Source organism: Nitrospirillum goiasense (genome assembly GCF_034427435.1).
Classification (GTDB): domain Bacteria; phylum Pseudomonadota; class Alphaproteobacteria; order Azospirillales; family Azospirillaceae; genus Nitrospirillum.
The window spans coordinates 167725-190123 of record NZ_JAXQNP010000004.1 but is presented as its reverse complement, the minus strand read 5'-3'; the positions used below and the strand labels follow the sequence as shown (position 1 = coordinate 190123).

Here is a 22399-nt window from a genome sequence, read left to right as displayed (position 1 = left end):
TTGAGGGTGAAGGTGGCGCCGCCCCCTTCCGCGTCCACATAACTCAGGCTTCCCCCAACTTTTCCGCCATGTTGTAACTGACATAGAGCCCCAGCCCTGTGCCGCTGCCGATGGGCTTGGTAGTGAAGAAAGGCTCGAAGATCTTGTTCTGGTTCTCCGGCGGCACGCCGGGGCCGTTGTCGCTGACCGTCAGCACGACCCAGCCATCCTGTTGGCCCGCCGCGATCCGGATGAGCGCCCCGTCGCGGCCCTCCACCGCGTCCACCGCGTTCTGCATGAGATTGACCAGAATCTGATGCAGTTGCCCCTTGCGGCCCACGATCTCCACCTGCGGCGGCAGGTCAAGCCGCAGTTCCGGCTTGGTGCGCTGCGCCTTGATCACCCAGTCGATGGCGGTGTGGATCAGGCGGACCAGGTTGAACGCCTCCGGCTCCTCCCGCTGGTTGGAGGAGAAGCGCCGCAGATCCTGCACGATGTCGCGCACCCGCTCCGCCCCTTCCAGGGTGCCGTCCACCAAGGGGCCGATGTCGGCCAGCACCTTGTCGATGCGCAGGCTGTCACGCAGGGCCGCCAACTCCGCCGGCGGCTTGCCGGCGTCGATAGCGGCCAGATAGCCGGTGATGGCGGCGCCGTAGCGCTTCAGCGCGTACATGTTGCCGAAGACGAAGCTGATGGGGTTGTTGAGTTCATGCGCCACCCCGGCCACCAGCCGGCCCAGGGCCGCCATCTTTTCCGAGGTCAGCAGTTGCTGCTGCGTCTGGCGCAGGCGTTGGTGGGCCTTGTCCAGGTCCCGATAGGCGCGCAGCAGTTCGCCAATGGGCCGGCCGGCCAGCACCATGCCGGCATACCGGCCCCGCGCGTCGCGGCGGGGGGCGCCGTTGACGGACACGGCCGCCCGCTGGCCATCCGCGGCCAGCAGGTGCCAGCTCTTGTCCTCGATCGGTTGCCCGTTGGCCAGGCAGGCCCGGATGTCGGCATGGTCGGCGGGGTCGAACAGGTCCAGCAAGGGGGCGGCCAATAGGTCACCCTCCTCCCGCCCCAAGGCCGTCGTCAGCGCGGCGTTGACCCGCAGCACCGCGCCGGCGGCATCGCAGACGATCAGCACGTCGTTCATGGCCCCCAGGACCGACTGCATGAAGTCGCGCGCCTGCTGCAGGCGCTGGTTCTGTTCCTCCAGCGCCACTTGCGAGGCCACGAGGTCGCTGTAGACCACGTCCATGCGGCGGATGACGTCGATCCACAGCTGCTCGCCCTCGCCATCCCCATCGGGCGGCGCGTCACCAAAGGGCAGCGCCGGGTCGTGGCTGCCCATGGCTCAGCCCCCCGCCATGCGCTTGGGCGCCGCAGGGGGCGCCGCAGGGGGCGCCAGCGGGTGGACATTCTCCAGCCCATAGCGTTCCAGCTTGGCGCGCAAGCCCACCCGCGACAGCCCCAGTTCCCGCGCCGCCTGGCTCTTGTTCCAGCGGTGGCGGATCAGCGTCTCGCGGATGATGCGCGCCTCCATGGCGCTGACCCGCTCACGCAGGTCGCCGGCCAAGCCGGCGATGTCGGTGAAGTCGTCCTCGCGGGCGCCTGCCCCCTGCGGCTCCGCCCGCAGGATGTGGGGGACAGCAGGTCCGCCTCCAGCCGCCGCCCCTCGGTGCCGCGCACCACCAGGCGCTGCACCTCGTTCTGCAACTCGCGGACATTGCCGGGCCAGTCGTAGCGGGCGAGACACTCCAGCGCCTCCGGCGAAATGCCGGGCACACGCTTGCCCATCTGCGCCATGGCCCGGTCCAGCAAGGCCTCCACCAGCAGCGGCACGTCGCCTTTGCGGTCCTTCAGGTCGGGCAAGCGGATGATCATCCCGGCCAGGCGGTAGAATAGGTCGGCGCGGAAGCGCTTGGCCCGCACCTCCTCCTCCAAATCCTTGTTGGTCGCGGCGATCACGCGCACGTCCACCTTGCGGGTGCGGGAGCCGCCCAGCGGCCGTATCTCCCCCTCCTGCAACACGCGTAGCAGCTTGACCTGGAAGGCGGGGGAGACTTCGCCGATCTCATCCAGGAACACGGTGCCGCCGTCCGCGCGTTCGAACAGGCCGACATGGTCCTCGATGGCGCCGGTGAAGGCGCCCTTCTTATGCCCGAACAGCTCGCTTTCCAGCAGTTCGTCGGGCAAGGCGCCGCAGTTCTCCACCACGAAGGGCTGGTTCCAGCGCAGGGAGCCATAATGCAGGGCGCGCGCCGCCAACTCCTTGCCCGTGCCGGAGGAACCGAACAGCAGCACCGGCACGTCGAAGGGCGCCACCTGGGCCAGGCTGCCGCACACCACATCCATGGGGCTACCCTTGGCGCGGACGATGCCGTCGTCGAAACTGTAGGCGCGGCGCAGCTTCTCCTTCCGCTCCCCAACCACGCGGGAGGCGGCGGCCGGCAGCATTTTCATTTCCACCGCCAGCAACTCGTTCTGCCGCTGCAGCGTGTAGAGGCGGCAGGCCCCCTTCAGCGTCAGCAGCAGGTTCTCGGGGTGCCAGGGCTTGGTGATGTACTGGAATATGCCCGCCTGGTTGATGCCGTCGATGATGTCGTGGGCGTCGGTGTAGCCGGAAATGATCATGCGGACCACATCCGGCCAGCGTTCCTTCACCTCCGTCAGGAACTCCACGCCGGTGCGTTCCGGCATCCGCTGGTCGCACAGCACCACCTGCACCAGATTGTCGGCCAGGCGCCGCTCGGCCTCGACGGTGCTGGCGGCGGTCAGCACCTCGAAATCCTCCTCCAGGATGCGCCGCAGCGATTCCAGGGAGCGCAGCTCGTCATCGACGATCAGTATGGTGGGCAGATCGGTGGAAGACTCGGCCATCGCTCCTCTCCGCTAGCAGATGCGCGGCAGCTGTTCGCCCGACAGCCAATCGACCACGCGCTGGCCGCCGATGGCGGTCGTCATGCGGACGAAACTGGGCCGGTCCACGGTAACATGACCGATCCGCGCCGCGTCACGGCCTTCCGCATGGCCGCGCATCACGGCCAGCACGGTCTCCGCATCCTCCGGCTCGCAGACGCAGACCAGCTTGCCCTCGTTGGCGACGTTGAGGGGATCGAGGCCCAGCAGTTCGCAGGCCGCCGCCACCTCGGGCCGGACCGGAATGGCCCGCTCGTCCAGCAGCATGCCCACGCCGGCGGCGTTGGTCAGCTCGTTCAGCGTGGCGGACAGGCCGCCCCGGGTGGGGTCGCGCAAGACCGCGATACCCGCCGGGACGGCCGCGACCATATCGGCCACCATGCGGTGCAGGGCGGCGCTGTCGGACCGGATTTCGGTGCCGAATTCCAGGCCTTGGCGCTTGGACAGGATGGCGATGCCATGGTCGCCGATGGGGCCCGACAGCAGGATGGCCTGCCCCGGGCGCAAGCGGCGCGGGCTGATGTCCAAGGCCGGCGGCACCACGCCGACGCCGCTGGTGGTGATGAAGACGCCGTCGCCCTTGCCGCGCTCCACCACCTTGGTGTCGCCGGTCGCCACGGGCACGCCGGCATCGCGGGACGCCCGCCCCATGCTGGCGGCGATGCGGTCCAGGTCCGCCAGGGGGAAGCCTTCCTCGATGATGAAGGCGGCGGTCAGCGCCACCGGGCGGGCGCCGGCCATGGCCAGATCGTTCAGCGTGCCGTGCACGGCCAGCGATCCGATGTCGCCGCCGGGGAAGAACAGGGGCGAGATGACGTGGGCGTCGGTCGTCATGGCGATACGGCCGGAGCCCAGGTCCAGGCAGGTGGCGTCATGCCCCTGATCCAGCAGGGGGTTGGCCAGGTGCCGCAGGAAGATATCGCGGATCAGGCGCGCCATGGCCCGGCCGCCACCGCCATGGCTCATGTCCACCGCACCGGAAAGATCAGGGGCACCGGAAAGATCGGGGGGCGGGTTGGTCATTCGGCCGCCATCTCCGCCAGGGTTTCCATCCGCCGGTAGGTCCAGTAGGCGGCGCACGCCCCTTCGGAGGAGACCATGCAGGCGCCCATGGGCGTTTCCGGCGTGCAGGCCTTGCCGAACAGCTTGCAGTCCTTCGGCTTTTTCACACCGCGCAGGATGGCGGGGCATTCACAGGACTTGGTTTCACGGCTCTGCTTTTCGCTAAGGGTGAAGCGCTTCTCGGCGTCGAAGGCGGCATACTCCGCCCGAATGGCCAACGCGCTGTCCGGCACGCTCCCCAGGCCGCGCCATTCGAAACTGGGACGCAGCTCAAAGATACGGTCCACCAGCCCCTGCGCCTTGGCATTGCCGTCCCGCGTCACCACCCGGGTGTATTGGTTCTCCACCGCCACGCGGCCCTGGTTCACCTGGTGGATCAGCATCAGGACCGACTGCATCACGTCCAGCGGCTCAAAGCCCGCGATGACCACCGGCTTGGCATAGCGGGCGGCCAGGAACTCATAGGGCCGGGAGCCGATGACCGCGCTGACGTGCGACGGGCCGAGGAAGCCATCCAGTCGGGCGGCCTGGCTGGGGTCGATCTCCGGCGCCTCCAGGATGTGGCGGATGGCCGGCGGGGTCAGCACATGGTTGCAGAAGACGGAAAAGTTGGCGATGCCCTCCGCCTGGGCCTGGGCGATGGCGACCGCGCTGGGCGGCGTCGTGGTCTCGAACCCGATCCCCAGGAACACCACCTCGCGCCCCGGGTTGGCCCGGGCGATATCCAGCGCGTCCAGCGTCGAATAGACCATGCGGACGTCGGCACCGTCGGCCTTGGCTTTCAGCAGCGAGCGCCGACCGCTGCCCGGCACGCGCAGCATGTCGCCGTAGCTGCACAGGATGACACCGTGCCGCTCCGCCAACTCGATGGCGTCGTCGAGGCGGCGGGCCGGCAGGATGCAGACGGGGCAGCCGGGGCCGTGGACGAAGCGCACATTGGCCGGCACCAAGTCCTGCACGCCATAGCGGAAGATGGCGTGGGTGTGCCCGCCGCAAAATTCCATGAAGTTGTAATCGCGCGCCGGGTCAGCCGCCACGGCGATGGCGGCGGCCAGGGTGCGCGCCAGGTCGCGGTCGCGGAATTCGTCCACGTATTTCATGCCCCCACCCCCGCGCTTTCCGGCAGCCCCACCATGTCAGCCACCTCGGCCTGCAGCAGTCCCGCCTCGGCCATCATGACCAGGGTGCGCCGCGCCTCCTCCTCACTGACGCGGTGCAGGGCGTAGCCGACGTGCAGCAGCACGTAGTCACCCACCGCCACCTCCTCCAGCAGGGCGACGGAGACCTGCTTGGCGATGCCGCCGACCGAGACGCTCGCCATCGCGCCGTCATGCAGCGCCGTCACCAGCGCGGGTATGGCCAGGCACATGATCCCGCCCCCTATTCCGCCGCCTGCGATGGCCGGCCGGACAGCGCCATCAGGCGGGCGCCCCGGATCCAGTCCAGCCAGGCCGCCATGCCTTCGCCCGTGCGGGCCGAAACCTGCAGCAGGCGCACCCGGTGATTGACCTTGCGCGCGTTGGCCATGGCCTGGTCAACGTCGAAGTCGAGATGGGGCAGCAGGTCCGTCTTGTTGATCAGCACCAGATCGGCGACGGCGAACATATCGGGGTATTTCAGGGGCTTGTCCTCCCCCTCCGTCACCGACAGGATCGCCACCTTGTGCGCCTCGCCCAGGTCGAAGGCCGCCGGGCAGACCAGGTTGCCGACATTCTCGATGAACAGCACGGAGGCGTCGGGCGGGTTCAGATGGTCCACGGCGTGGCCCACCATGTGCCCGTCCAGGTGACAGCCCTTGCCGGTGTTGATCTGGATGGCGGGGGCGCCCGTGGCCCGGATGCGATCGGCATCGGCGCTGGTCTGCTGGTCCCCCTCGATGACCGCGCAGGGGAACTCGCCCGCCAGCAGGGCCAGGGTACGGCACAACAGCGTGGTCTTGCCCGAACCGGGGCTGGACACCAGGTTCAGCGCCAGGATGCCGGCCTTTGCGAAGCGGGCGCGGTTGGCGGCGGCATAGCCGTTGTTCTTGCCCAGGATGTCGGCCTCCAACTGGATCAGGCGCGCCTGGCTCATGCCCGGAACGGCGGTGCCCGCAGGCCCGGCGCCATAATCCAGCGTCCCATCCGGGCCATGATGATGGTGATCATGGTGATGGTGGGCGTGGCCATGGTCGTGGTGATGGTCATGCCCATGATCATGGTCGTGCCCGTGATCATGGTGGTGGTGATCATGGTGGTGGTGATCATGGTGGTGGTGATCATGGTGGTGATCATGTCCATGAGGATCGGCCTCGATCTTGACCTGGCCCTCGCCGCATCCACAGACCGTGCACATCACGTCACCTCCAATTCGCGTATCTTCATTTCTTCCCCGCCCGACACCTGCACTTGGTGCGAACCGCAGCGGGGACAAGGATCATAGCGCCGGCCGATGGACACGGTCATGGCGCAGGGCAGGCACCAGGCGGTGCCGGCCGTCTCGACGATCTCCAGCCGGGCGTCGGCGGCCACGCTGCCGCGCATGACGACATCGAAGCCGAAGCGCAACGCCTCCACCTCCACGCCGGACAGGACACCGATTTCCAGGCACACCCGGTCCACCCGGCTGAAGCGCTGGGTGCGGGCCTGTTCCTCGATCAGGAGGCGGATGTTCTCGCAGATGGCCATCTCATGCATCAGGCCACCTCGACCGCATAGTCGACGCAAGGGTCCAGCGCCAGCATCATCACCTCCGCCCCTCGCGCGCGGTCAGCGGGCGGCCAGGCGCACAGCCTCTGGACCTGCCGTTCCGCCCACCCACCGGGGGCGAAGGCGCGATCCGTGGGCGACAGGATACGATAGCGCTCCACCCGCCCGGCCACCACGCCGACCTCATGAACCAGAGTGCCCCGGGCGCAGGGCACCGACGCCATTCCCAAGCCCGGCCCCAGGGACAGGCCACGCAAAAGGGCGGTGTCATCAGCCGTGCGCAACGCATCCAGGCGCGCCGGCACCCGGCAAAGATCGATCAGCCTGGCGACATGGCACGCGATGAGCGACCCGGCAGGCAGGGCCCGGGCCAGCAGGGGGTGATCGGCATGGCGCGCCGCCAGCGACCCCGGGTCGACGGCCCCCGGCGACGTCAGCATTGCCGCGTCGAACAGGGTGGCGATGAAGCGGGCCGCCACCGTGCGCCCAGCGCCCGCCCAGCGGGCCAATTCGCCCGTGGAGGTCATGGCCAGCCATTGTTCCGGCGACAAGCCGGTCACGGCATCCGTGATCAGCGCCGTGGGATCGTCCGTGGCGGACAGCGCCACGAAGGCGCGCGCGCGGGGCAGGTCCGGTGCCTGCCCCAGCAGGCGGGCCCAATCCAGGCAGATGCGCAAGCCGTGCTCCCGCACCACTTCCGTCCATGTCCTGATTTCACGCTCCGCCAGCGTCTGCGGCGCGGCCTCCAGGCCCAGGGCGGCCTCCACCGCCAGCTCCGCCGCATGCCCCTGGGCATGGGCGCAGACGGCGAACAGCGTCCGGACCACGGCCGGGACCCGCTTCACCGGCACGGCCGCCAACAGGCCGATGATGTCCCCGCGCGGCGTGTAGCTCAAGGTCACCGCGTCCCCGGCCTCTCCGGGCAGCCGCACAAGGATGGCGGGCCGGGTCATGGGCCCGCCCCTTCACCCAGGCGGAACAGCGCCCGGCGGCTGAGCGGCGGGGGCGGCTCGGTCCGGGTCGGCGGCGGGGCGGAAGTGTTCCCCGCCCAGATCATGGCCATGCCGTCATCGCCGGCGCCATCACCGGTCCCCGCCTCCGGCACCGCCATGATCTCCATGAGGGCGGCGTCGGCCGTCGCGATGGCCGTCTCCTGGTCCACGAAGTCGAACATGGGGGAGAACAAGGAACAACTCCAATACCCGCCTAGGTCGTCCTCATGCCCCCAGATGGCTTCATAGCTGCCGGACGGCAGCGCCAGGGCCGCCTTCTCCCCCACCCGCCGGGGCGCTTCGTCCGCCACGGGCACCAGCAGCAGATTCATGAACCAGGGCGTCACCAGCACGCCGACCCAATGTCCACCATGGCGATGCAGCCCGCGGAGGGCCACCGACAGCGCAGGATTCATGACCGGCACGCCGGCCATGCGCGTCACCGCGATGCGGTCGAAGGCGGCCTCGATGCGGGTGGAGAGGGCGAGCGCGTCGGTCATTCGTCAGCAATCACCATGAAACCCGCCTTGGCGCTGTCGCACTCGGGACAGGTCCAATGCTCCGGCAGGTCCGCGAAGGCGGTGCCCGGCGGCACCTGCCAGTAGGTGTCGCCCACCGCCGGGTCGTAGACATGCCAACAAATCTTGCACTCCAGCTTCGTCTGGGGGCCGATCTTGCTGACGTCGCCCCCGAACGATCCAGCGAAGAAATGGTCCGTCACCGATAGATCTCCATGATCTCGCGCAAGCGCTCGGCGGAATTGGCCAGGTCCTCCGCCGCCGCCAGGGCGACCTGCGGAAGGCCGCAAATCTCGATACTGTTCAGGATCAGCGTGTCCTGGGAATTGAAGTACTGCGTCCACCAGCAGCCGCGCGTCCCCGTCGACCGGATGCGGCAGTTGCCATAGCCGCGCGACAGGATGACCAGACCGCCGCGCCCCAGCGCCTCATCCAGGAAGGCCAGATCCTCCTCGGTATGGGGCAGCAGGGACAGATTGATGACATGGCCCGGCGCGCCCGGCCCACCCGCGGCACCCAGGCCGGGGATGTGCTCATTGATCTCGGCGACCAGCGGCGGCGCGTTGAAGATATTGGGACGCGCCGTTTCCGGCAGGATGGCCTGGGCCCGCGCACCCTCGAAGGCACGATCCACCAGCCCGGTGGGGAAAGGGCCGCAATCGACATAGTCGCGGACGCGCCGGCCGCAGGCATCGCTTTCCCGCACCCGCCACACGCCCGCCAGGACGGACTCCTGGACCTGGACGTCGGTGCCGAACATCACCGAAACCTCGCCCTCGCCCAACAACTGGTCGATGAAGGCCAGGTTGGCGGCATCCAGGTGCGTCAGGTCCACCTGCTGCGGGCGGGCACCGTCCACCACACGACCCAGGGCCGCCAGGATGGCCTCCCCCGCCGCGACACCCTGGGGCACCGCCTGGGCGACGTCGGCCTCCGGCACGTTGGCGGCGGAGAAGACGGCCATGCCATCGGGCATGACCATGTAATCCAGCCGGCCGCCGTCAAAGTCCGTGGGCTGGCTGCCGGGCCCGACCAGGGCGCCACCGGCGGGAGCCATAAGATCAGTCATCGCTCTCTCCTCAATGCACGGCGTCGGTGCCGCAGCCGGCCGGCAGGCGGAAGGCGGGGGGAACACTGGGTTCACGCTCCAGGATCTCCGGGATCTCGCGCATGTAATCCGCCCAGTCGCGGATGCCCTCGATGGCGCCCAGATAGTCACCCAGGCGCAGGAAGACCAAGGCGGGGTAGCGGGCGAAGCGGAAACGGCGCTGCAGGGCGCGTTCGTCCGCCCGCGCGGCGATCAGCGGCACGACATGGCCGCCCATGGCGTCATCCAATTCCGGCAGGATGGCGGCGACATCATCGCTCTCCGCTACCCGCCAGTGGTCACCCGCCAGGAACAGCACGGCCAGTGGCTGGCCGGCGCAGACTTCCACCAGCGCCGCCTCCGTCACCACCTGATAGCCGCGCCGACCCATGACGGACCGCAGCAGGGGGAAAAATCATCACGTGCATCGCTCATGCTTCAGGCTCCGGGGTGGGGCGCAAATGGTCGGGTAGCAAATGGTCGGGTAATCGCGGTTCGCGGCCGATCAGGTCGGCGAAGGCGGCATCCAGGTCGGCGGGCTCCCCGCGCATGACCGCGTCCAGGGCGGCCAGCGCCGCGAGGGAGCGCTGGGCGGCCTCTGCGCTCATCACCTCCCGCGCGGCACCCAGAAAGGTCATGAGCCAGGTGCCGGGGGCGACGTCGCCCACCAGGCTGGTGTCGATGGAGTGGATGTCTGCGCCGGAGCGGCAGCGGGCCTGGCCGGCGCCAGCCTCCACCACCTGCATGGGAATGCCGATGCACATCAGGCGCCCGTCCCCGGCGCGCCCGCCAGGGGGCCGGCAACCAGGGCCTGCATCTCCGCCTCGAAATCCGCCGGCCCGGTCCAGCCGCCAGCGCCCAGGACCCGCGCGTCGCCGCCGCGGAAGGCCGCCCCCTCGTCCGGCCGCTCGGCCTCATAACGTTCCAATATCATTTCCAGCGATCCGATCCCCTGCTCCACCGGCAGCGGCACGGGGCGCGGGATGGCGGCGATGCCGAAGCCCGCCAGATAGTCCAGCGCCAGCGCGATGGCCGGCTCCACCTGGGCCTTGACCTCCGGCCGCAGGCTGCCACCGAAGTCCTCCAGTTCGACCGGCTGCACGCCGATCAGCAATTGGTGGGTGGGGCCGTCGCCCATCATCTCCGCCATGGCCAGCACTTCCTGGAAGCCGGTCTGGTGCAGGGAGATTTTCTTGGCGCCCAGGAACTTCGGCACCTCCGCCCCCTCCACCCGCTTCAGGGTGCCGGGCGGCAGGGCATAGTCGACGGCATCGAAGACGACGAGGATGTCGGCCTCGCGGATTTCCTGGACCAGATAGATGCCTTGGGTGCCGCCATCGATCAGGCGGACATGGGCGGGAAAGGCATAGTGGCGGTGCATATGCTCCACCGCCCGCACACCGAACCCTTCATCGGCCCACAACAGGTTGCCGATGCCCAGCACCAGCACGCGGGGCCCGCTTGCGGTCGTCACTTCCACGCGTTCTCACTCCCCTATCATCCAACTTGCCGGATGTTGGGCAGGTATTCAGCAAGGGGCATGCCACCGCACCGTTCACCGCCGAAATGGCTGAAGCCCTGGGGACGGACAGGCCGCCCCCGTCGCCCCACTGGATAGAAACCTTCCAATTGGAAGGTTGATTGGAAGGAAATTTGCCAAATGGAAAAGGGGGCCGCGAAGCCCCCTTTCCTGATTGGAAACTTGCCTGGACCTCAGTGCTCGTCGGTCGGCCCGCCGTCCCGGAAGGTGCGCCACCCGGAGAACATCGAGGAGATGATGGACTGGCGGGACATGATGTCCTCCCGCACGGCGGCATAGATGTGGACGATGGCGAAGATCACGATCACCCACATGGCCATGTGGTGCCAGGTGTGGACCGTCTGGCTTTGCCCGAACAGGGGGATGACCCAGCTGGTGAACAGCCGGTGGATCCAGCCCGGCCCCTGGCCCTCGCCATACAGGGCAAGGCCGGTGACGATCATGAACAGCGTGCCCCACACGAACAGGACGTGCATGGACAGAATGGCCAGCGGGTTGTGCCCGCTGTATTTCTTGGGCTCGCTTTCCAGCATGGCGTACCAGCGGATCTCATGGATCACGCCCAGCCAGAAGCTTTTGCGCCACACCGGCGGCCGGAAGATTTCGCGGGCGTGGGTGTTGCCCACGAAGGACCAGTAGAAGCGGAAGACGAAGCCGACGACCAGGATTTGCCCCGCCGAGAAATGCAGGAAGCGGATCCAGCCGAACAGGAAATGGGCGCTTGGCTCACCATGGATGGATGGCGGGGGCGAGCCGATCAGATAGCCGGTGACGCACAGCACCAGGATAGCCGCGGCATTGGCCCAGTGCCACAAGCGCACCGGCGCCTCATAGACGTAGACCGCCTCTTCCTGATGGACTCCCGACTTGTGTGTTCCCGCCTTGGGGGCTCCCAGGGAGGCCTCGCTCATGGCGCGTCCCCCCTTACAGCGCGGCGAGCGCGAGGCCCGCGACGCCCAAGGTCAGGCCGGAGGCCAGACGCCCCCAGCGGGTGGCCAGCAGGCCGCCGCCGAGGCGCCAACCAGCGGCGTGCAGCAGGGCCGACGCCACCATGAAGCCGGCGAAGTAGCCCAGCAGATGGCCTCCCGCCTCCATGCCATGGGCATAGCCATGCACCAGGGCGAACAGGGCGATGAGGCCCAGGCCCGCGGCGTCGGGCAGCAGCGGGGCCACGATCAGCATCAGGCCTAGCAGGGTCACCGACAGCGCGGCCATCGTGTCCATGGGCGCGAAGGCGCCGCCGGCCACGCCCGCCAGCGCGCCGACCGCCAGCATGGCGACGAACAGCACCGGCGCCTGCCAGGCGCGCGCCGCCGGCCGGGTGGCCGCCCACAGGCCCACGGCCACCATGGCCGCCAGGTGGTCCAGACCCGTCAGCGGATGGAGGATGCCGTCGGCGAATCCCCCGTCATGCCCCGGATGTGCCAAGGCCGGGGTGGTGATGAAGCCCGCCGCCAGCACAGCCGCCGAGACGCGGGGGACCGATTTCGTGATGAACGTCTTCATGGGATCAGTCTCCTTGGGATCAGCGGACTTTGACTTCGGCCAGTTCCTGCCCATCCGGCCCCATGACATGGGTGGAGCAGGCCAGGCAGGGGTCGAAGCTGTGCAGGGTGCGCAGGATTTCCACCGGCTCTTCCGCACGGGCCACCTTGGTGTTCATGAGCGACGCCTCGAAGGCGCCGATATTGCCCTTATTGTCGCGCGGACTGCCGTTCCAGGTGGTGGGCACCACGCACTGGTAATTGTCGATCTTGCCGTCCTTGATGCGGATCCAGTGGGCCAGCGCGCCGCGCGGCGCCTCCGTGAAGCCCACGCCCTTGACCTCGGATGGCCAGGTCTTGGGATCGAACTTCGCCGTGTTGGCGGTGGAGGTGTCGCCCGCCTTGATGGTGGCGATCAGCTTGTCCAGGAAATAGCGCTGCTTGCGCGCCGCCCACTGGGCCTCCAGCGCCCGCGCCGCCGTCCGCCCCAGGGTGGAGAACAGCGCGTCCAGCGGCACGTTCAACGCCGACAGGGTGCGGTCGACCTGGTCCTTGATCTCGGCATTGCCCTGCATGTAGCCGACCAGGTAGCGCGCCAGCGGCCCCACCTCCATGGCGTGGCCGCGCCAGCGCGGGGCCTTGATCCAGCTATACTTGGCGCCCTCGTCCAACTGCACGATGTTGGTGCTGGTGCCCTTGGCGTTGGGGCCCAGCTGGTAATGGGGTTCGGTCACGCCGTCCCAGGGATGCAGGCCCTTGCTCTCGTCCGGGTACTTGTACCAGCTATGGGGCACGAACTCCTGCACCTGCTCGGGATCGGTCAGGTCGACGGGGTGCACCTCCGACAGCTTGCCGTCGATGATGGCGCCGTGGGGCATCAGCAGGTTGCGCGGGCTGTAGTCGTTGGCGCGGTCGGGGATGTCACCGTAGGCCAGCACCGACTTGTTCGACAGGCCGCCGCCGTACAGCCAGTCCTTGTAGAACCCGCCGATGGCGATGATGTCGGGTATGTAGACGTTCTCCACGAACTCGATGCAGCGATCGGTGATGGAGGAAACGTAGTTCAGCGACGCCATATTCACCGGCGCGCCCGCCGCCATGTCGCCATCCAGGTTGATGGCGCAGGGAACGCCGCCCACCAGCCAGTTGGGATGGATGTCCTTGCCGCCGAAGATGGTGCGGACCCGCATGATGTCCTTCTGGAAGTCCAGCGCCTCCAGATAATGGGTCACCGCCATCAGGTCGGCTTCGGGCGGCAGCTTATAGGCCGGGTTGGTCCAGTAGCCGTTCTTGAATGGCCCCAGCTGCCCGGATTCCACGAACTTGCGCAAGCGGGTCTGGATGTCGCGGAAATATCCCGGGGAACTGTTGGGATGGTGGGGGGAGACCGCCTGCTGCAGTTCCGACGTGGCCTTGGGGTCCGCCTTCAGGGCGTTGACCGGGTTCACCCAGTCCAGGGCGTGAAGGTGGTAGAAATGGACCAGATGATCATGCACCTGCAGCGACAGCTGCATGATGTTGCGGATGCTGTTGGCGTTTTCCGGAATCTGGATGTTCAGGGCATTTTCCACCGCGCGGACGGAGGTCAGCGCGTGGGTGCCGGTGCAGACGCCGCAGATGCGCTGGGTGAAGGCCCAGGCGTCGCGCGGGTCGCGCCCCTTCAGGATGACCTCCAGACCGCGCCACATGGTGCCGGTGGACACGGCGTTGCGGATGACGTTGTCGCCGTCGAGGTTGACCTCGCAGCGCATGTGGCCCTCGATGCGGGTGACCGGGTCGACGACGACGCGCTTGCCGCTGGTGTCGAGCTGGTAGCCGTTGGGTGTCGCAAGCGTGGGCATCAGTCCCGTCCCTCTCTCTTATCGTTCGTGCCGCTGTTGGAGCGGGCGCGCTTGACCGCGCTGGCCGCGGCATGCACCGCGGCGGCGGCGCCGACGATGCCGGCGGCCGTGCCGCCGATCTTGTCGGCGTTGGCCTCGATGCCGAAGCCGTGGACGTCGCTCAGCCGTTCATAGAAGCCGCCCTTGTCCCAGAAGCCGTCTTCGGAACAGCCGATGCAGGGATGACCGGCCTGGATGGGGAAGCTGAGGCCCCCGTTCCAGCGCACGGTGGAGCAGGCGTTGTAGGTGGTCGGGCCCTTGCAGCCGACCTTGTACAGGCAGTAGCCGCGGCGCGCCCCCTCATCATCGAAGCTTTCCACGAACTGGCCGGCGTCGAAGTGGGGGCGGCGATAGCATTTGTCGTGGATGCGTTGGGAATAGAACATCTTGGGCCGGCCCTGCATGTCCAGTTCCGGGAAGCGGTCGAAGGTCAGGATATAGGCGATGACGGCCGTCATGACCTCGGCGATGGGCGGGCAGCCGGGCACCTTGATGATGGGCTTGGCCGGCAGACCGGGCACCTTGTGGATGGGGGTGGCCTGGGTGGGGTTGGGCCGGGCCGCCTGGACGCAGCCCCAACTGGCGCAGCTGCCCCAGCTGATGATGGCCTTGCAGTGGTCGGCCGCCTTCTTCAACTGCTCCAGGTACGGCTTGCCGCCGATGATGCAGCTCATCCCCTCCTGGTTCAGCGGGGGGTTGCCCTCGCACGCCAGGATGAAGTTGCCGTTATACTTCTCGATGGTCTCATCAATGATGGACTCGGCCTGGAAACCCGCCGCCGCCATGATGGTGTCATCATAGTCGAGGCTGATCATCGACAGGATGACGTCCTTGGCCAGGGGATGGGCCGACCGGATGAAGCTTTCCGAACAACAGGTGCATTCCAGGCCATGCAGCCACAGCACCGGGATGCGCGGCTTGGTCTCCATGGCGGTTTCGATGGCCTGGGCGTAGGAGGGGCCCAGGCCCAGCGCCGCGGCCGTCAGGCTGCAAAATTTGGTGAAGCTTCGCCGGGTGATGCCCTGCCGGCGCATCACCTCGTAAAACGTCTCGCTCGCCATTCCGGCATTTCCTCCAACGTCCCCGGCGGGGCTGTCTCGTCCCGCATCACCACACAGTTTGGCAAGAAGCATGCCAAGCCGCGATATGAGTAAATTCAAGGGGTTGGGCGTGCCCGCCGGAGCCATGGGGATGGAAAGCGACTTTCCGACTGTAAGGTAAGCTCGCAACCGCCCAGGCTAGACCATTCCCAATTCCAACCGGGCCGTCTCCGTCATCCGCTCCCGCGTCCAGGGCGGATCCCACACCAGGTCGACCAGCACCACGCTGACGCCCGGCACCAGCGAGACCAGGTTCTGGACCTGGCCTGGCAACATCGTTGCCACCGGACAGGCGGGCGTGGTCAGCGTCATTTCAATGTGGACCAAGCCGTCGCGACGGACCACCACCTGGTAGATCAGGCCGAGATCGACCAGGTTGACCGGAATTTCCGGGTCTTGCACGGCGCGCAACGCCTCGAACACCGCCGCCTTCAGGGCCGGGGAGCCCTCGTCCGCGCTGGGGTCGGCCGGGGTGGGGTCGGCCAGCAACGGTTCTTCCCGGATGATGCCCATGGCCCCCTACTCCGTCTTCACCGGCGCGGGCAGGCCGCCGCCTTTCAACGCCGCCTCCAGCGTGTGCCAAGCCAGGGTCGCGCACTTCACCCGCGCCGGGTAGGCCTTGACCCCCGCCAGGGGCTGCAGCCGCTCCCCCTCCTCCACCAGCGCGTCCGGCAGTCCCGACGCCGTGTCGCTGGTCACCGTGCCATGGAAATGGCCGAACAGGGCCTCCGCCTCCGCCAGCGTCTTGTTCAGGACGACTTCCGTCATCAGCGACGCCGACGCGGTGGAGATGGCGCAGCCCTTGCCCTCGAAGCTGACGTCCACGATGCGGTCACCCTCCAGCCGCAGGAAGATGGTCACCTTGTCCCCGCACAGCGGATTGTGACCGTGGGCGAAATGGCTGGGCGCCGCCAATACCCGGAAATTGCGGGGGGAGCGGCCGTGGTCCAGGATGATGTCCTGATAGAGATCGCGCAAATCCATGGGACTTCCCCTTTTTACCGGGCCGCGACGCCGAACAGCCTCTGCGCCGCGCGGATGGCCTCCGCCAGGCGATCCACATCCCCTTCCGTGCTGTAGACCCCGAAAGAGGCGCGCGCCGTCGCCGGCAGGTCCAGCCTCTCCATCAGCGGCTGGGCGCAGTGGTGGCCGGCCCGAACGGCGACGTCGTGCTGGTCGAAGATGGTGGCGAGGTCATGGGGATGGATGCCGTCCACCAGGAACGACAGCGCGCCCAGCCGATGACCACCCGCCCCAACCAGGCTCACGCCCGGGATCTCCGCCAGTCGCACCTCGGCATAGCGGGTCAGGGCCGCCTCATGGTCGCGGATGGCGGCCCGGCCCAGGCTGTCCATGAAGTCCAAGGCCATGGCCAGGCCGATGGCGCCGGAAATGTCGGGGGTGCCCGCCTCGAACCGCTGCGGGGCGTCCTGGTAGGTCGTCTCGGCGAAACTGACGGTGCGGATCATGTCGCCGCCCCCCTGCCAGGGCGGCATGGCGTCCAGCAGCGCGCGCTTGGCGTAAAGCGCCCCGATGCCCGTCGGGCCATAACATTTGTGGCCGGAAAAAACGTAGAAGTCACAGTCCAGCGCCCGCACGTCCACCGGCAGGCGCGGCACCGCCTGGCAGCCGTCCAGCAGCACCTTGGCCCCCTGCGCGTGGGCCAGGCGCACCACCTCCGCCACCGGCACGACATGGCCGGTGACATTGGCCAGGTGGGTCATCGCCACCAGGCGGGTGCGGGGACCCAACAGGCGTTCGAACGCGGCCAGGTCCAGGCCGCCATCGGCGCCGATGGGCGCGACCACCAGCTCGATGCCCAGGCGCTGGCGCAGCATCTGCCACGGCACGATGTTGGAGTGGTGCTCCAGTTCCGACACCACCACCTGGTCACCGGCGCGCAGGAAGGCCGCCCCCCAGGACTGGGCCACCAGGTTGATGCCTTCCGTGGCGCCCCGCACGAAAACAACCTCCGACGGGTCGGCGGCGTTCAGGAAGCGCGCCACGGTTTCCCGCGCCGCCTCGAACCGGGCGGTGGACCGGGCGCTCAAGCCATAGACGCCGCGATGTACGTTGGCGTAGTCGGTGCGATAGAACTCCGCCACGCCGTCGATCACGGCGCGCGGCTTCTGGGCGCTGGCGGCGGTGTCCAGGAACACCAGGCCGGGGTTGCGTCCGAAGATGGGAAACTGGCGGCGGATCGCCAGGGGATCGAAGGTGTTGGTGTCCGGCCAGGTCTCCGCCCGGTCTTCCAGCAGCATGGTCATGAGCCCCTCCCGTCCAGCCAGCGGCGCAGGTGCCGATGGGCCAGTTCCGCCAGGGCGTCCGGCAGGCCGGCGGCTTCGATGGCCTCCGCCGCGAACGCCTCCACCAGCATGCGGCGGGCCGTTTCGGGGTCGATACCCCGCGCCTGGAGATAGAACAGCGCGGCCTCGTCCAGGCTGCCGACCGTGGCGCCGTGGGCGCACTTGACGTCATCGGCCAGGATTTCAAGCTCGGGCTTGGTGTCGACGCGGGCCGTCGGGCTCAGCAGCAGGTTACGGTTGACCTGGCGGGCGTCGGCGCCATCGGCCCCGGGCGCCACGGCCAGGGTGCCCAGGAACACGCCATGCGACGCCCCCGCCAGCACGCCCTTCACCACCTCTTCCGTATCGCAGCCCAACCCCAGGTGATCCGCCCGGACGGACAGCGTCGCCTCCTGATCCCCATCAAGCAGGTAAGCGCCGTGCAGCCGGAATTCGGCCTCGTCACCGGCCAGGATGACGGCCATGTCCCGGCGGGAAAGACGCGCGCCGGTGATGAGCGCGCAGGCGTCGTAGCGCGCCCGGTCCGCCAGCACCGCCCGCACCGTCGCCGTGTGGCAGGCCGCCGGCCCCTCGGCCTGGACGTGCAGGTGGGTCAGGACCGCGCCGGCCCCCAGGGTGACGACACCGACGGTATTGCCCCAGCTTGCCACCCGGCCGGCAGGCCCACCCTCCGCCCCTTCATCCCCCGCCGGACCCATCGCCGTCTCCACCACCGTGGCGCGGGAGCCGGCGCCCAGGGCGATGTGCAGGCGGGCGTGGGCGCCGGCCGCTGACGTGTGGTGGATGATCTCCACCGGGGTTTCCAGGATAACGCCCGGCGCCAGCGCCAGGACCACCCCATCGGTGAACAGCGCGGCGTTCAGCGCGGCCAACGCCCCGCCCTCATCGCCAAAGGCGCCTTCCAGCAGGTCCGGCCGCCGCCGCAGCGTCTCCGCCACCGACGCCAGCCAGACGCCGTCCGGCAGCGGCGGCCCGGCCGACAGCGACGGCGCGACGTGGCCATTGGCCAGCACCAGCCGGTGGGTGGAGACGGGCAACAGCCAGGGCCCCAGCGACGCCGGGGACGGCGGCGGGTCATCTCCCGCCGCGGCCCTTGGCAGGGGTGCCGCCGCCGTCAGCGGCTCCAGGTCGGTGAACCGCCACGCCTCCTGCCGCCGGGTGGGGAAGCCCAGCAGGGCGAAGCGGTCCATTTCCGCGCGCCGGCGGAACGTGAGCCACACGGGTTCCGCCACCGTCGCCAGCATCTGGTCGAAGCCCTCGCGGAAGGGGGCGCTATCGTCGGTCATCAGCATGACTCCCCCCGCCTCAAGCCGCATCGACCAGATGGGCGTAGCCGGTGCGCTCCAACTCGGCGGCGAAGGTCTTGTCGCCCGAGGCGACGATGCGGCCATCGGCCAGGACATGGACCCGGTCGGGCACGATATAGTCCAGCAGCCGCTGGTAATGGGTGATCATGACGATGGCGCGGGCCGGGTCGCGCAGGCGGTTGACCCCATCAGACACGGCGCGCAGGGCGTCGATGTCCAGGCCGCTGTCCGTCTCGTCCAGGATGGCCAGCCGGGGTTCCAGCATGGCCATCTGGAAAATCTCGTTCCGCTTCTTCTCGCCGCCGGAGAAGCCGACATTGACCGCGCGGCGCAGCAGGTCGTCGCCGATGTCCAGCAGCTTCAGGCGCTCCCGCACCGACTTCAGGAACTGCTGCGCGTCCAGTTCCGCTTGTCCGCGCTGGCGCCGGCCGGCGTTGAGCGCCGCGCGCAGGAAATACATGTTGTTCACGCCCGGGATCTCCACCGGGTACTGGAAGGCCAGGAACACCCCTTCCCGCGCCCGCTCATCCGCCGGCATGGCCAGCAGATCGTGGCCCAGGTAGCGCACCGTCCCCTCGGTCACCTCATAACCCGGCTTGCCCGCCAGCACGCTGGACAGGGTGCTTTTGCCGGCACCATTGGGGCCCATGATGGCGTGCACCTCCCCGGGTGACACATCCAGGTCGATGCCCTTCAGCACCTCGCGCCCCCCGGCGATGCGGGCCCGCAATCCACGGATTTCCAGAAGCTTGCTCATAGTGGTTCCCTTCGCTGGGTCGGGGTGGCGGGAGGGGGCGGGCGGCTAGCCGACGCTGCCCTCAAGGCTGACGGCCAAAAGCTTCTGCGCCTCGACCGCGAATTCCATGGGCAGCTCGTTCAGCACTTCCTTGCAGAAGCCGTTCACGATCAGCGACAGCGCGTCCTCCGCCGTCAGGCCGCGCTGCTGGCAGTAAAACATCTGGTCGTCGCTGATCTTGGACGTGGTCGCCTCGTGCTCCACCGTGGCGCCGGGGTGGCGCACATCGAGGTAGGGCACGGTGTGGGCGCCGCAGCGCTTGCCGATCAGCAGGCTGTCGCATTGGGTGTAGTTGCGGGCGCCATCGGCGCCGGACAGCACCTTGACCTGGCCCCGGTAGGTGTTCTGACCCCGCCCGGCGGAGATGCCCTTGGAAATGACGGTCGAGCTGGTGTTGCGACCGATATGGATCATCTTGGTGCCGGTGTCGGCCTGCTGGCGGTTGTTGGTGATGGCCACGGAGTAGAAGGCGCCGGTCGCCCCCTCGCCCTCCAGCAGGCAGCTGGGGTACTTCCAGGTGATGGCGGAGCCTGTCTCCACCTGGGCCCAACTGATCTTGGATCGGGCACCCCGGCAGGCGCCGCGCTTGGTGACGAAGTTGTAGATGCCGCCCTTGCCGTTCTCATCCCCGGGATACCAGTTCTGGACGGTGGCGTATTTGATCTCCGCATTCTCCATGGCGACCAGTTCCACCACGGCGGCGTGCAGTTGATTCTCATCGCGCTGCGGCGCGGTGCAGCCCTCCAGATAGCTGACATAGGCGCCCTTGTCGGCGATCAGCAAAGTGCGCTCGAACTGCCCGGTCTTGGCGGCGTTGATGCGGAAGTAGGTGGACAGCTCCATGGGGCAGCGCACGCCCGGGGGCACGTAGACGAAGGACCCGTCGCTGAACACGGCGGAGTTCAGGGCGGCGAAGAAATTGTCGCCCTGCGGCACGACGGACCCCAGGTAGCGCCGCACCAGGTCCGGGTGCTCCCGCACCGCCTCGCCGAAGGAACAGAAGATGATGCCGAGGTCGGCCAGCTTGTCCTTGAAAGTGGTGGCGACGGAGACGCTGTCGAACACGGCATCCACCGCCACCCCGGCCAGGGCCGCGCGCTCCCCCAGGGGGATGCCCAGCTTCTCGTACGTCTTCAACAGCTCGGGATCGACCTCGTCCAGGCTTTTCGGGCCGGCTGCGGCCTTGGGCGCGGAATAGTAGCTGGCGGCCTGGTAGTCGATGGGGGCGATGTCCAGCTTGGCCCAATCCGGCGGCGCCATGGTTTGCCAACGGCGGAAGGCTTTCAAGCGCCACTCCAGCAGCCACGCGGGCTCCCCCTTCTTGGCGGAGATGAAGCGGACGGTGTCCTCATTCAGGCCGGGCGGCGCGTCGTCGGTCTCGACCTCGGTCACGAAGCCGTACTTGTATCCGTCCCCTTGGACGATGCCGTCCAGGACGTCGGGCGCCGGGGCGCTGCTGGCGGGGCGGTTGGCGGTCGTGATGTCCGACATGGTGGCCGATCCGGTCGTGGCTGGGCTTGCCCGATATGTTCAGCAACCGGCGTGCCAGCGGCGATGTCCCGCTTTTCCGCGCCTTTCCAAGGGATTGGCGCGTCCGTAACCCGACGTTTGTCATAATCCCGACAGGGGGATTCACCACCAAGGGCCGCCGTCGGCGCCGATACGGCCGACAAGCGCCGGGTTCGGCCGTCCCCGCGCGGCGGCACGATTTCTGCAGCCTCCCAAGCGGGAACTGGCACAGGAGTGAGAAGACCCATGGCAACCGAGGCGACCGTCCAGACGACGATCTATGAGGCCATCGGCGGCCAAGCCGCCATCAGCCGCCTGGTGGCGGCGTTCTATCATGAAATGGACACGGCGCCGGAAGCCCGGGAGCTACGCGCCTTGCACGCGGCCGACCTGGCGGAGACGAAGCGCGTCCTGATCCTGTATCTGGCGCAATGGATGGGCGGCCCGAACGCCTATTCGGCGGAACGGGGGCACCCGCGCCTGCGGGCGCGGCATATGGGCTTCAGGATCGGCACGGCGGAGCGCGACGCCTGGATGCTGTGCATGGTCCGGGCACTGACGGCCACCGTTCCGGATGAAGCGGTCCGCCAGGCCATCCTGGCGGCGCTGGCCCCCCTGGCCGACTGGATGCGCAACCAGCCGGAAATGGAAGCGGGCGCCGCGCCCGGCTGACCCGGCCACGGCGCCCCTCAGAAAGGCGGCGGCCTATTGGGCGGCGGCCGCCCCCTTCAAGCCCTCGATCTCTGGGCGACCCAGGCGGAAAACACCCCGCCCGCCGGCAAAGGTCTGGTACTGGTCGGCCGCCTTCAGGCTCAGCAGGTTGAACCAGGCTTGCGGGGCGAGCGCCGGCGGCCTCTCCCCGATCTCTGTCACCGTGCCGTCCGGCGCGAAGCGGACGTGGATCATCACCGTTTCGACGTGCATTCGCTCCTCCTCCACTTATAGGCCGGACCCGAAGCCCAGCAGTTCCACCTTGATGGGTTCGGTTCCCAGCACCTTGGCCTGGCAGGCCAGGCGCGACTTCGACCCCACACCCACCATGGCGTCCAGCCGCTCGTTCTCCTCCCGCGCGATGCGGGACAGGCCCTTGCGGCCCTCCTGGACGAACACATGGCAGGTGCCGCAGGAGGCGTTGCCGTTGCACTTGTGGGTCAAGGTTTCGTCCGCGGCCAGGATGGCGGCCAGCAGGGTCATGCCCTCGGCGGCGTCCACGGTCTTGCCGGACGGCAGGATGGTGAGCAGTGACATGGA

At 68.3% G+C, this 22399-nt stretch carries 28 protein-coding genes; 1 reads left to right on the top strand and 27 read right to left on the bottom strand.

Features of this window, described 5'->3' with window-relative positions; translation table 11 throughout:
- Window positions 1-43: 43 nt before the first annotated feature.
- From ULB03_RS22870 to sufB, 25 genes are all read right to left on the bottom strand, one after another.
- Window positions 44-1312: a PAS domain-containing sensor histidine kinase gene (locus tag ULB03_RS22870; protein WP_322485404.1), complete on the bottom strand. Its 1269-nt coding sequence runs from the start codon at window positions 1310-1312 to the stop codon at window positions 44-46.
- Window positions 1313-1315: 3 nt separating this feature from the next.
- Window positions 1316-1504, bottom strand: a complete 189-nt coding sequence (locus ULB03_RS22865; protein ID WP_322485403.1) for a helix-turn-helix domain-containing protein — start codon at window positions 1502-1504, stop codon at window positions 1316-1318.
- Complete coding sequence (locus tag ULB03_RS22860) at window positions 1474-2841, bottom strand: sigma-54-dependent transcriptional regulator (RefSeq protein WP_322485402.1); 1368 nt, start codon at window positions 2839-2841, stop codon at window positions 1474-1476. Before ULB03_RS22860 ends, ULB03_RS22865 begins: the two co-directional genes overlap by 31 nt.
- A gap of 12 nt (window positions 2842-2853) precedes the next feature.
- A complete protein-coding gene (gene hypE, locus ULB03_RS22855) occupies window positions 2854-3903 on the bottom strand; it encodes a hydrogenase expression/formation protein HypE (protein ID WP_322485401.1) in 1050 nt (349 codons plus the stop codon).
- Window positions 3900-5042, bottom strand: a complete 1143-nt coding sequence (gene hypD / locus ULB03_RS22850; protein WP_322485400.1) for a hydrogenase formation protein HypD — start codon at window positions 5040-5042, stop codon at window positions 3900-3902. Before hypD ends, hypE begins: the two co-directional genes overlap by 4 nt.
- Window positions 5039-5311 (bottom strand): HypC/HybG/HupF family hydrogenase formation chaperone, encoded by a 273-nt coding sequence (locus ULB03_RS22845; RefSeq protein WP_322485399.1) that lies wholly within the window; start codon window positions 5309-5311, stop codon window positions 5039-5041. Before ULB03_RS22845 ends, hypD begins: the two co-directional genes overlap by 4 nt.
- A gap of 11 nt (window positions 5312-5322) precedes the next feature.
- Window positions 5323-6276: a hydrogenase nickel incorporation protein HypB gene (gene hypB, locus ULB03_RS22840; RefSeq protein ID WP_322485398.1), complete on the bottom strand. Its 954-nt coding sequence runs from the start codon at window positions 6274-6276 to the stop codon at window positions 5323-5325.
- Window positions 6276-6617 carry a hydrogenase maturation nickel metallochaperone HypA gene (gene hypA / locus ULB03_RS22835; RefSeq protein WP_322485397.1) on the bottom strand — a complete coding sequence of 114 codons (342 nt, stop codon included), beginning with the start codon at window positions 6615-6617 and terminating at the stop codon, window positions 6276-6278. Before hypA ends, hypB begins: the two co-directional genes overlap by 1 nt.
- Window positions 6617-7582, bottom strand: a complete 966-nt coding sequence (locus ULB03_RS22830) for a hypothetical protein (RefSeq protein ID WP_322485396.1) — start codon at window positions 7580-7582, stop codon at window positions 6617-6619. Before ULB03_RS22830 ends, hypA begins: the two co-directional genes overlap by 1 nt.
- Entirely contained in the window at window positions 7579-8121 is a 543-nt protein-coding gene (hybE, locus tag ULB03_RS22825) for a [NiFe]-hydrogenase assembly chaperone HybE (RefSeq protein ID WP_322485395.1), read from the bottom strand. The genes ULB03_RS22830 and hybE overlap by 4 nt, the downstream gene beginning before the upstream one ends.
- A complete protein-coding gene (locus ULB03_RS22820) occupies window positions 8118-8342 on the bottom strand; it encodes a rubredoxin (RefSeq protein ID WP_322485394.1) in 225 nt (74 codons plus the stop codon). Before ULB03_RS22820 ends, hybE begins: the two co-directional genes overlap by 4 nt.
- Window positions 8339-9208 carry a hydrogenase expression/formation protein gene (locus ULB03_RS22815; protein WP_322485393.1) on the bottom strand — a complete coding sequence of 290 codons (870 nt, stop codon included), beginning with the start codon at window positions 9206-9208 and terminating at the stop codon, window positions 8339-8341. The genes ULB03_RS22820 and ULB03_RS22815 overlap by 4 nt, the downstream gene beginning before the upstream one ends.
- A gap of 10 nt (window positions 9209-9218) precedes the next feature.
- Entirely contained in the window at window positions 9219-9617 is a 399-nt protein-coding gene (locus ULB03_RS22810) for a thioredoxin domain-containing protein (protein WP_322485392.1), read from the bottom strand.
- A gap of 40 nt (window positions 9618-9657) precedes the next feature.
- The gene (gene hypC / locus ULB03_RS22805; RefSeq protein ID WP_322485391.1) at window positions 9658-9990 is read right to left on the bottom strand and encodes a HypC/HybG/HupF family hydrogenase formation chaperone; all 333 of its coding nucleotides are present in this window, start codon (window positions 9988-9990) and stop codon (window positions 9658-9660) included.
- Window positions 9990-10706 carry a HyaD/HybD family hydrogenase maturation endopeptidase gene (locus ULB03_RS22800; RefSeq protein ID WP_322485390.1) on the bottom strand — a complete coding sequence of 239 codons (717 nt, stop codon included), beginning with the start codon at window positions 10704-10706 and terminating at the stop codon, window positions 9990-9992. Before ULB03_RS22800 ends, hypC begins: the two co-directional genes overlap by 1 nt.
- Before the next feature lie 233 nt (window positions 10707-10939).
- Complete coding sequence (gene cybH / locus ULB03_RS22795) at window positions 10940-11677, bottom strand: Ni/Fe-hydrogenase, b-type cytochrome subunit (protein ID WP_322485389.1); 738 nt, start codon at window positions 11675-11677, stop codon at window positions 10940-10942.
- A 13-nt stretch (window positions 11678-11690) separates the two neighbouring features.
- Entirely contained in the window at window positions 11691-12272 is a 582-nt protein-coding gene (locus ULB03_RS22790) for a HupE/UreJ family protein (RefSeq protein WP_322485388.1), read from the bottom strand.
- Between the two features lie 19 nt (window positions 12273-12291).
- The gene (locus ULB03_RS22785; RefSeq protein ID WP_322485387.1) at window positions 12292-14091 is read right to left on the bottom strand and encodes a nickel-dependent hydrogenase large subunit; all 1800 of its coding nucleotides are present in this window, start codon (window positions 14089-14091) and stop codon (window positions 12292-12294) included.
- Window positions 14091-15191 (bottom strand): hydrogenase small subunit, encoded by a 1101-nt coding sequence (locus ULB03_RS22780; RefSeq protein WP_322485386.1) that lies wholly within the window; start codon window positions 15189-15191, stop codon window positions 14091-14093. The genes ULB03_RS22785 and ULB03_RS22780 overlap by 1 nt, the downstream gene beginning before the upstream one ends.
- Before the next feature lie 177 nt (window positions 15192-15368).
- Window positions 15369-15743, bottom strand: a complete 375-nt coding sequence (locus tag ULB03_RS22775) for an iron-sulfur cluster assembly protein (RefSeq protein ID WP_322485385.1) — start codon at window positions 15741-15743, stop codon at window positions 15369-15371.
- 6 nt (window positions 15744-15749) lie between these two features.
- On the bottom strand, window positions 15750-16214 hold the full coding sequence (gene sufU, locus ULB03_RS22770; protein WP_322485384.1) for a Fe-S cluster assembly sulfur transfer protein SufU: 465 nt from the start codon (window positions 16212-16214) through the stop codon (window positions 15750-15752).
- 14 nt (window positions 16215-16228) lie between these two features.
- A complete protein-coding gene (locus tag ULB03_RS22765) occupies window positions 16229-17497 on the bottom strand; it encodes an aminotransferase class V-fold PLP-dependent enzyme (RefSeq protein WP_322485383.1) in 1269 nt (422 codons plus the stop codon).
- Entirely contained in the window at window positions 17494-18822 is a 1329-nt protein-coding gene (sufD, locus tag ULB03_RS22760; RefSeq protein ID WP_322485382.1) for a Fe-S cluster assembly protein SufD, read from the bottom strand. Before sufD ends, ULB03_RS22765 begins: the two co-directional genes overlap by 4 nt.
- 19 nt (window positions 18823-18841) lie before the next feature.
- On the bottom strand, window positions 18842-19600 hold the full coding sequence (gene sufC / locus ULB03_RS22755; RefSeq protein WP_322485381.1) for a Fe-S cluster assembly ATPase SufC: 759 nt from the start codon (window positions 19598-19600) through the stop codon (window positions 18842-18844).
- Window positions 19601-19645: 45 nt separating this feature from the next.
- A complete protein-coding gene (sufB, locus tag ULB03_RS22750; protein WP_322485380.1) occupies window positions 19646-21130 on the bottom strand; it encodes a Fe-S cluster assembly protein SufB in 1485 nt (494 codons plus the stop codon).
- 264 nt (window positions 21131-21394) lie between these two features.
- Between sufB and ULB03_RS22745 the strand changes: the two genes are divergently transcribed.
- Window positions 21395-21820 carry a group II truncated hemoglobin gene (locus ULB03_RS22745; RefSeq protein WP_322485379.1) on the top strand — a complete coding sequence of 142 codons (426 nt, stop codon included), beginning with the start codon at window positions 21395-21397 and terminating at the stop codon, window positions 21818-21820.
- A 33-nt stretch (window positions 21821-21853) separates the two neighbouring features.
- Here the strand turns inward: ULB03_RS22745 and ULB03_RS22740 are convergent, their stop codons facing one another.
- Window positions 21854-22072 (bottom strand): hypothetical protein, encoded by a 219-nt coding sequence (locus ULB03_RS22740; protein WP_322485378.1) that lies wholly within the window; start codon window positions 22070-22072, stop codon window positions 21854-21856.
- A gap of 15 nt (window positions 22073-22087) precedes the next feature.
- Window positions 22088-22396: a 2Fe-2S iron-sulfur cluster-binding protein gene (locus tag ULB03_RS22735; protein ID WP_145734561.1), complete on the bottom strand. Its 309-nt coding sequence runs from the start codon at window positions 22394-22396 to the stop codon at window positions 22088-22090.
- Window positions 22397-22399: the final 3 nt, after the last annotated feature.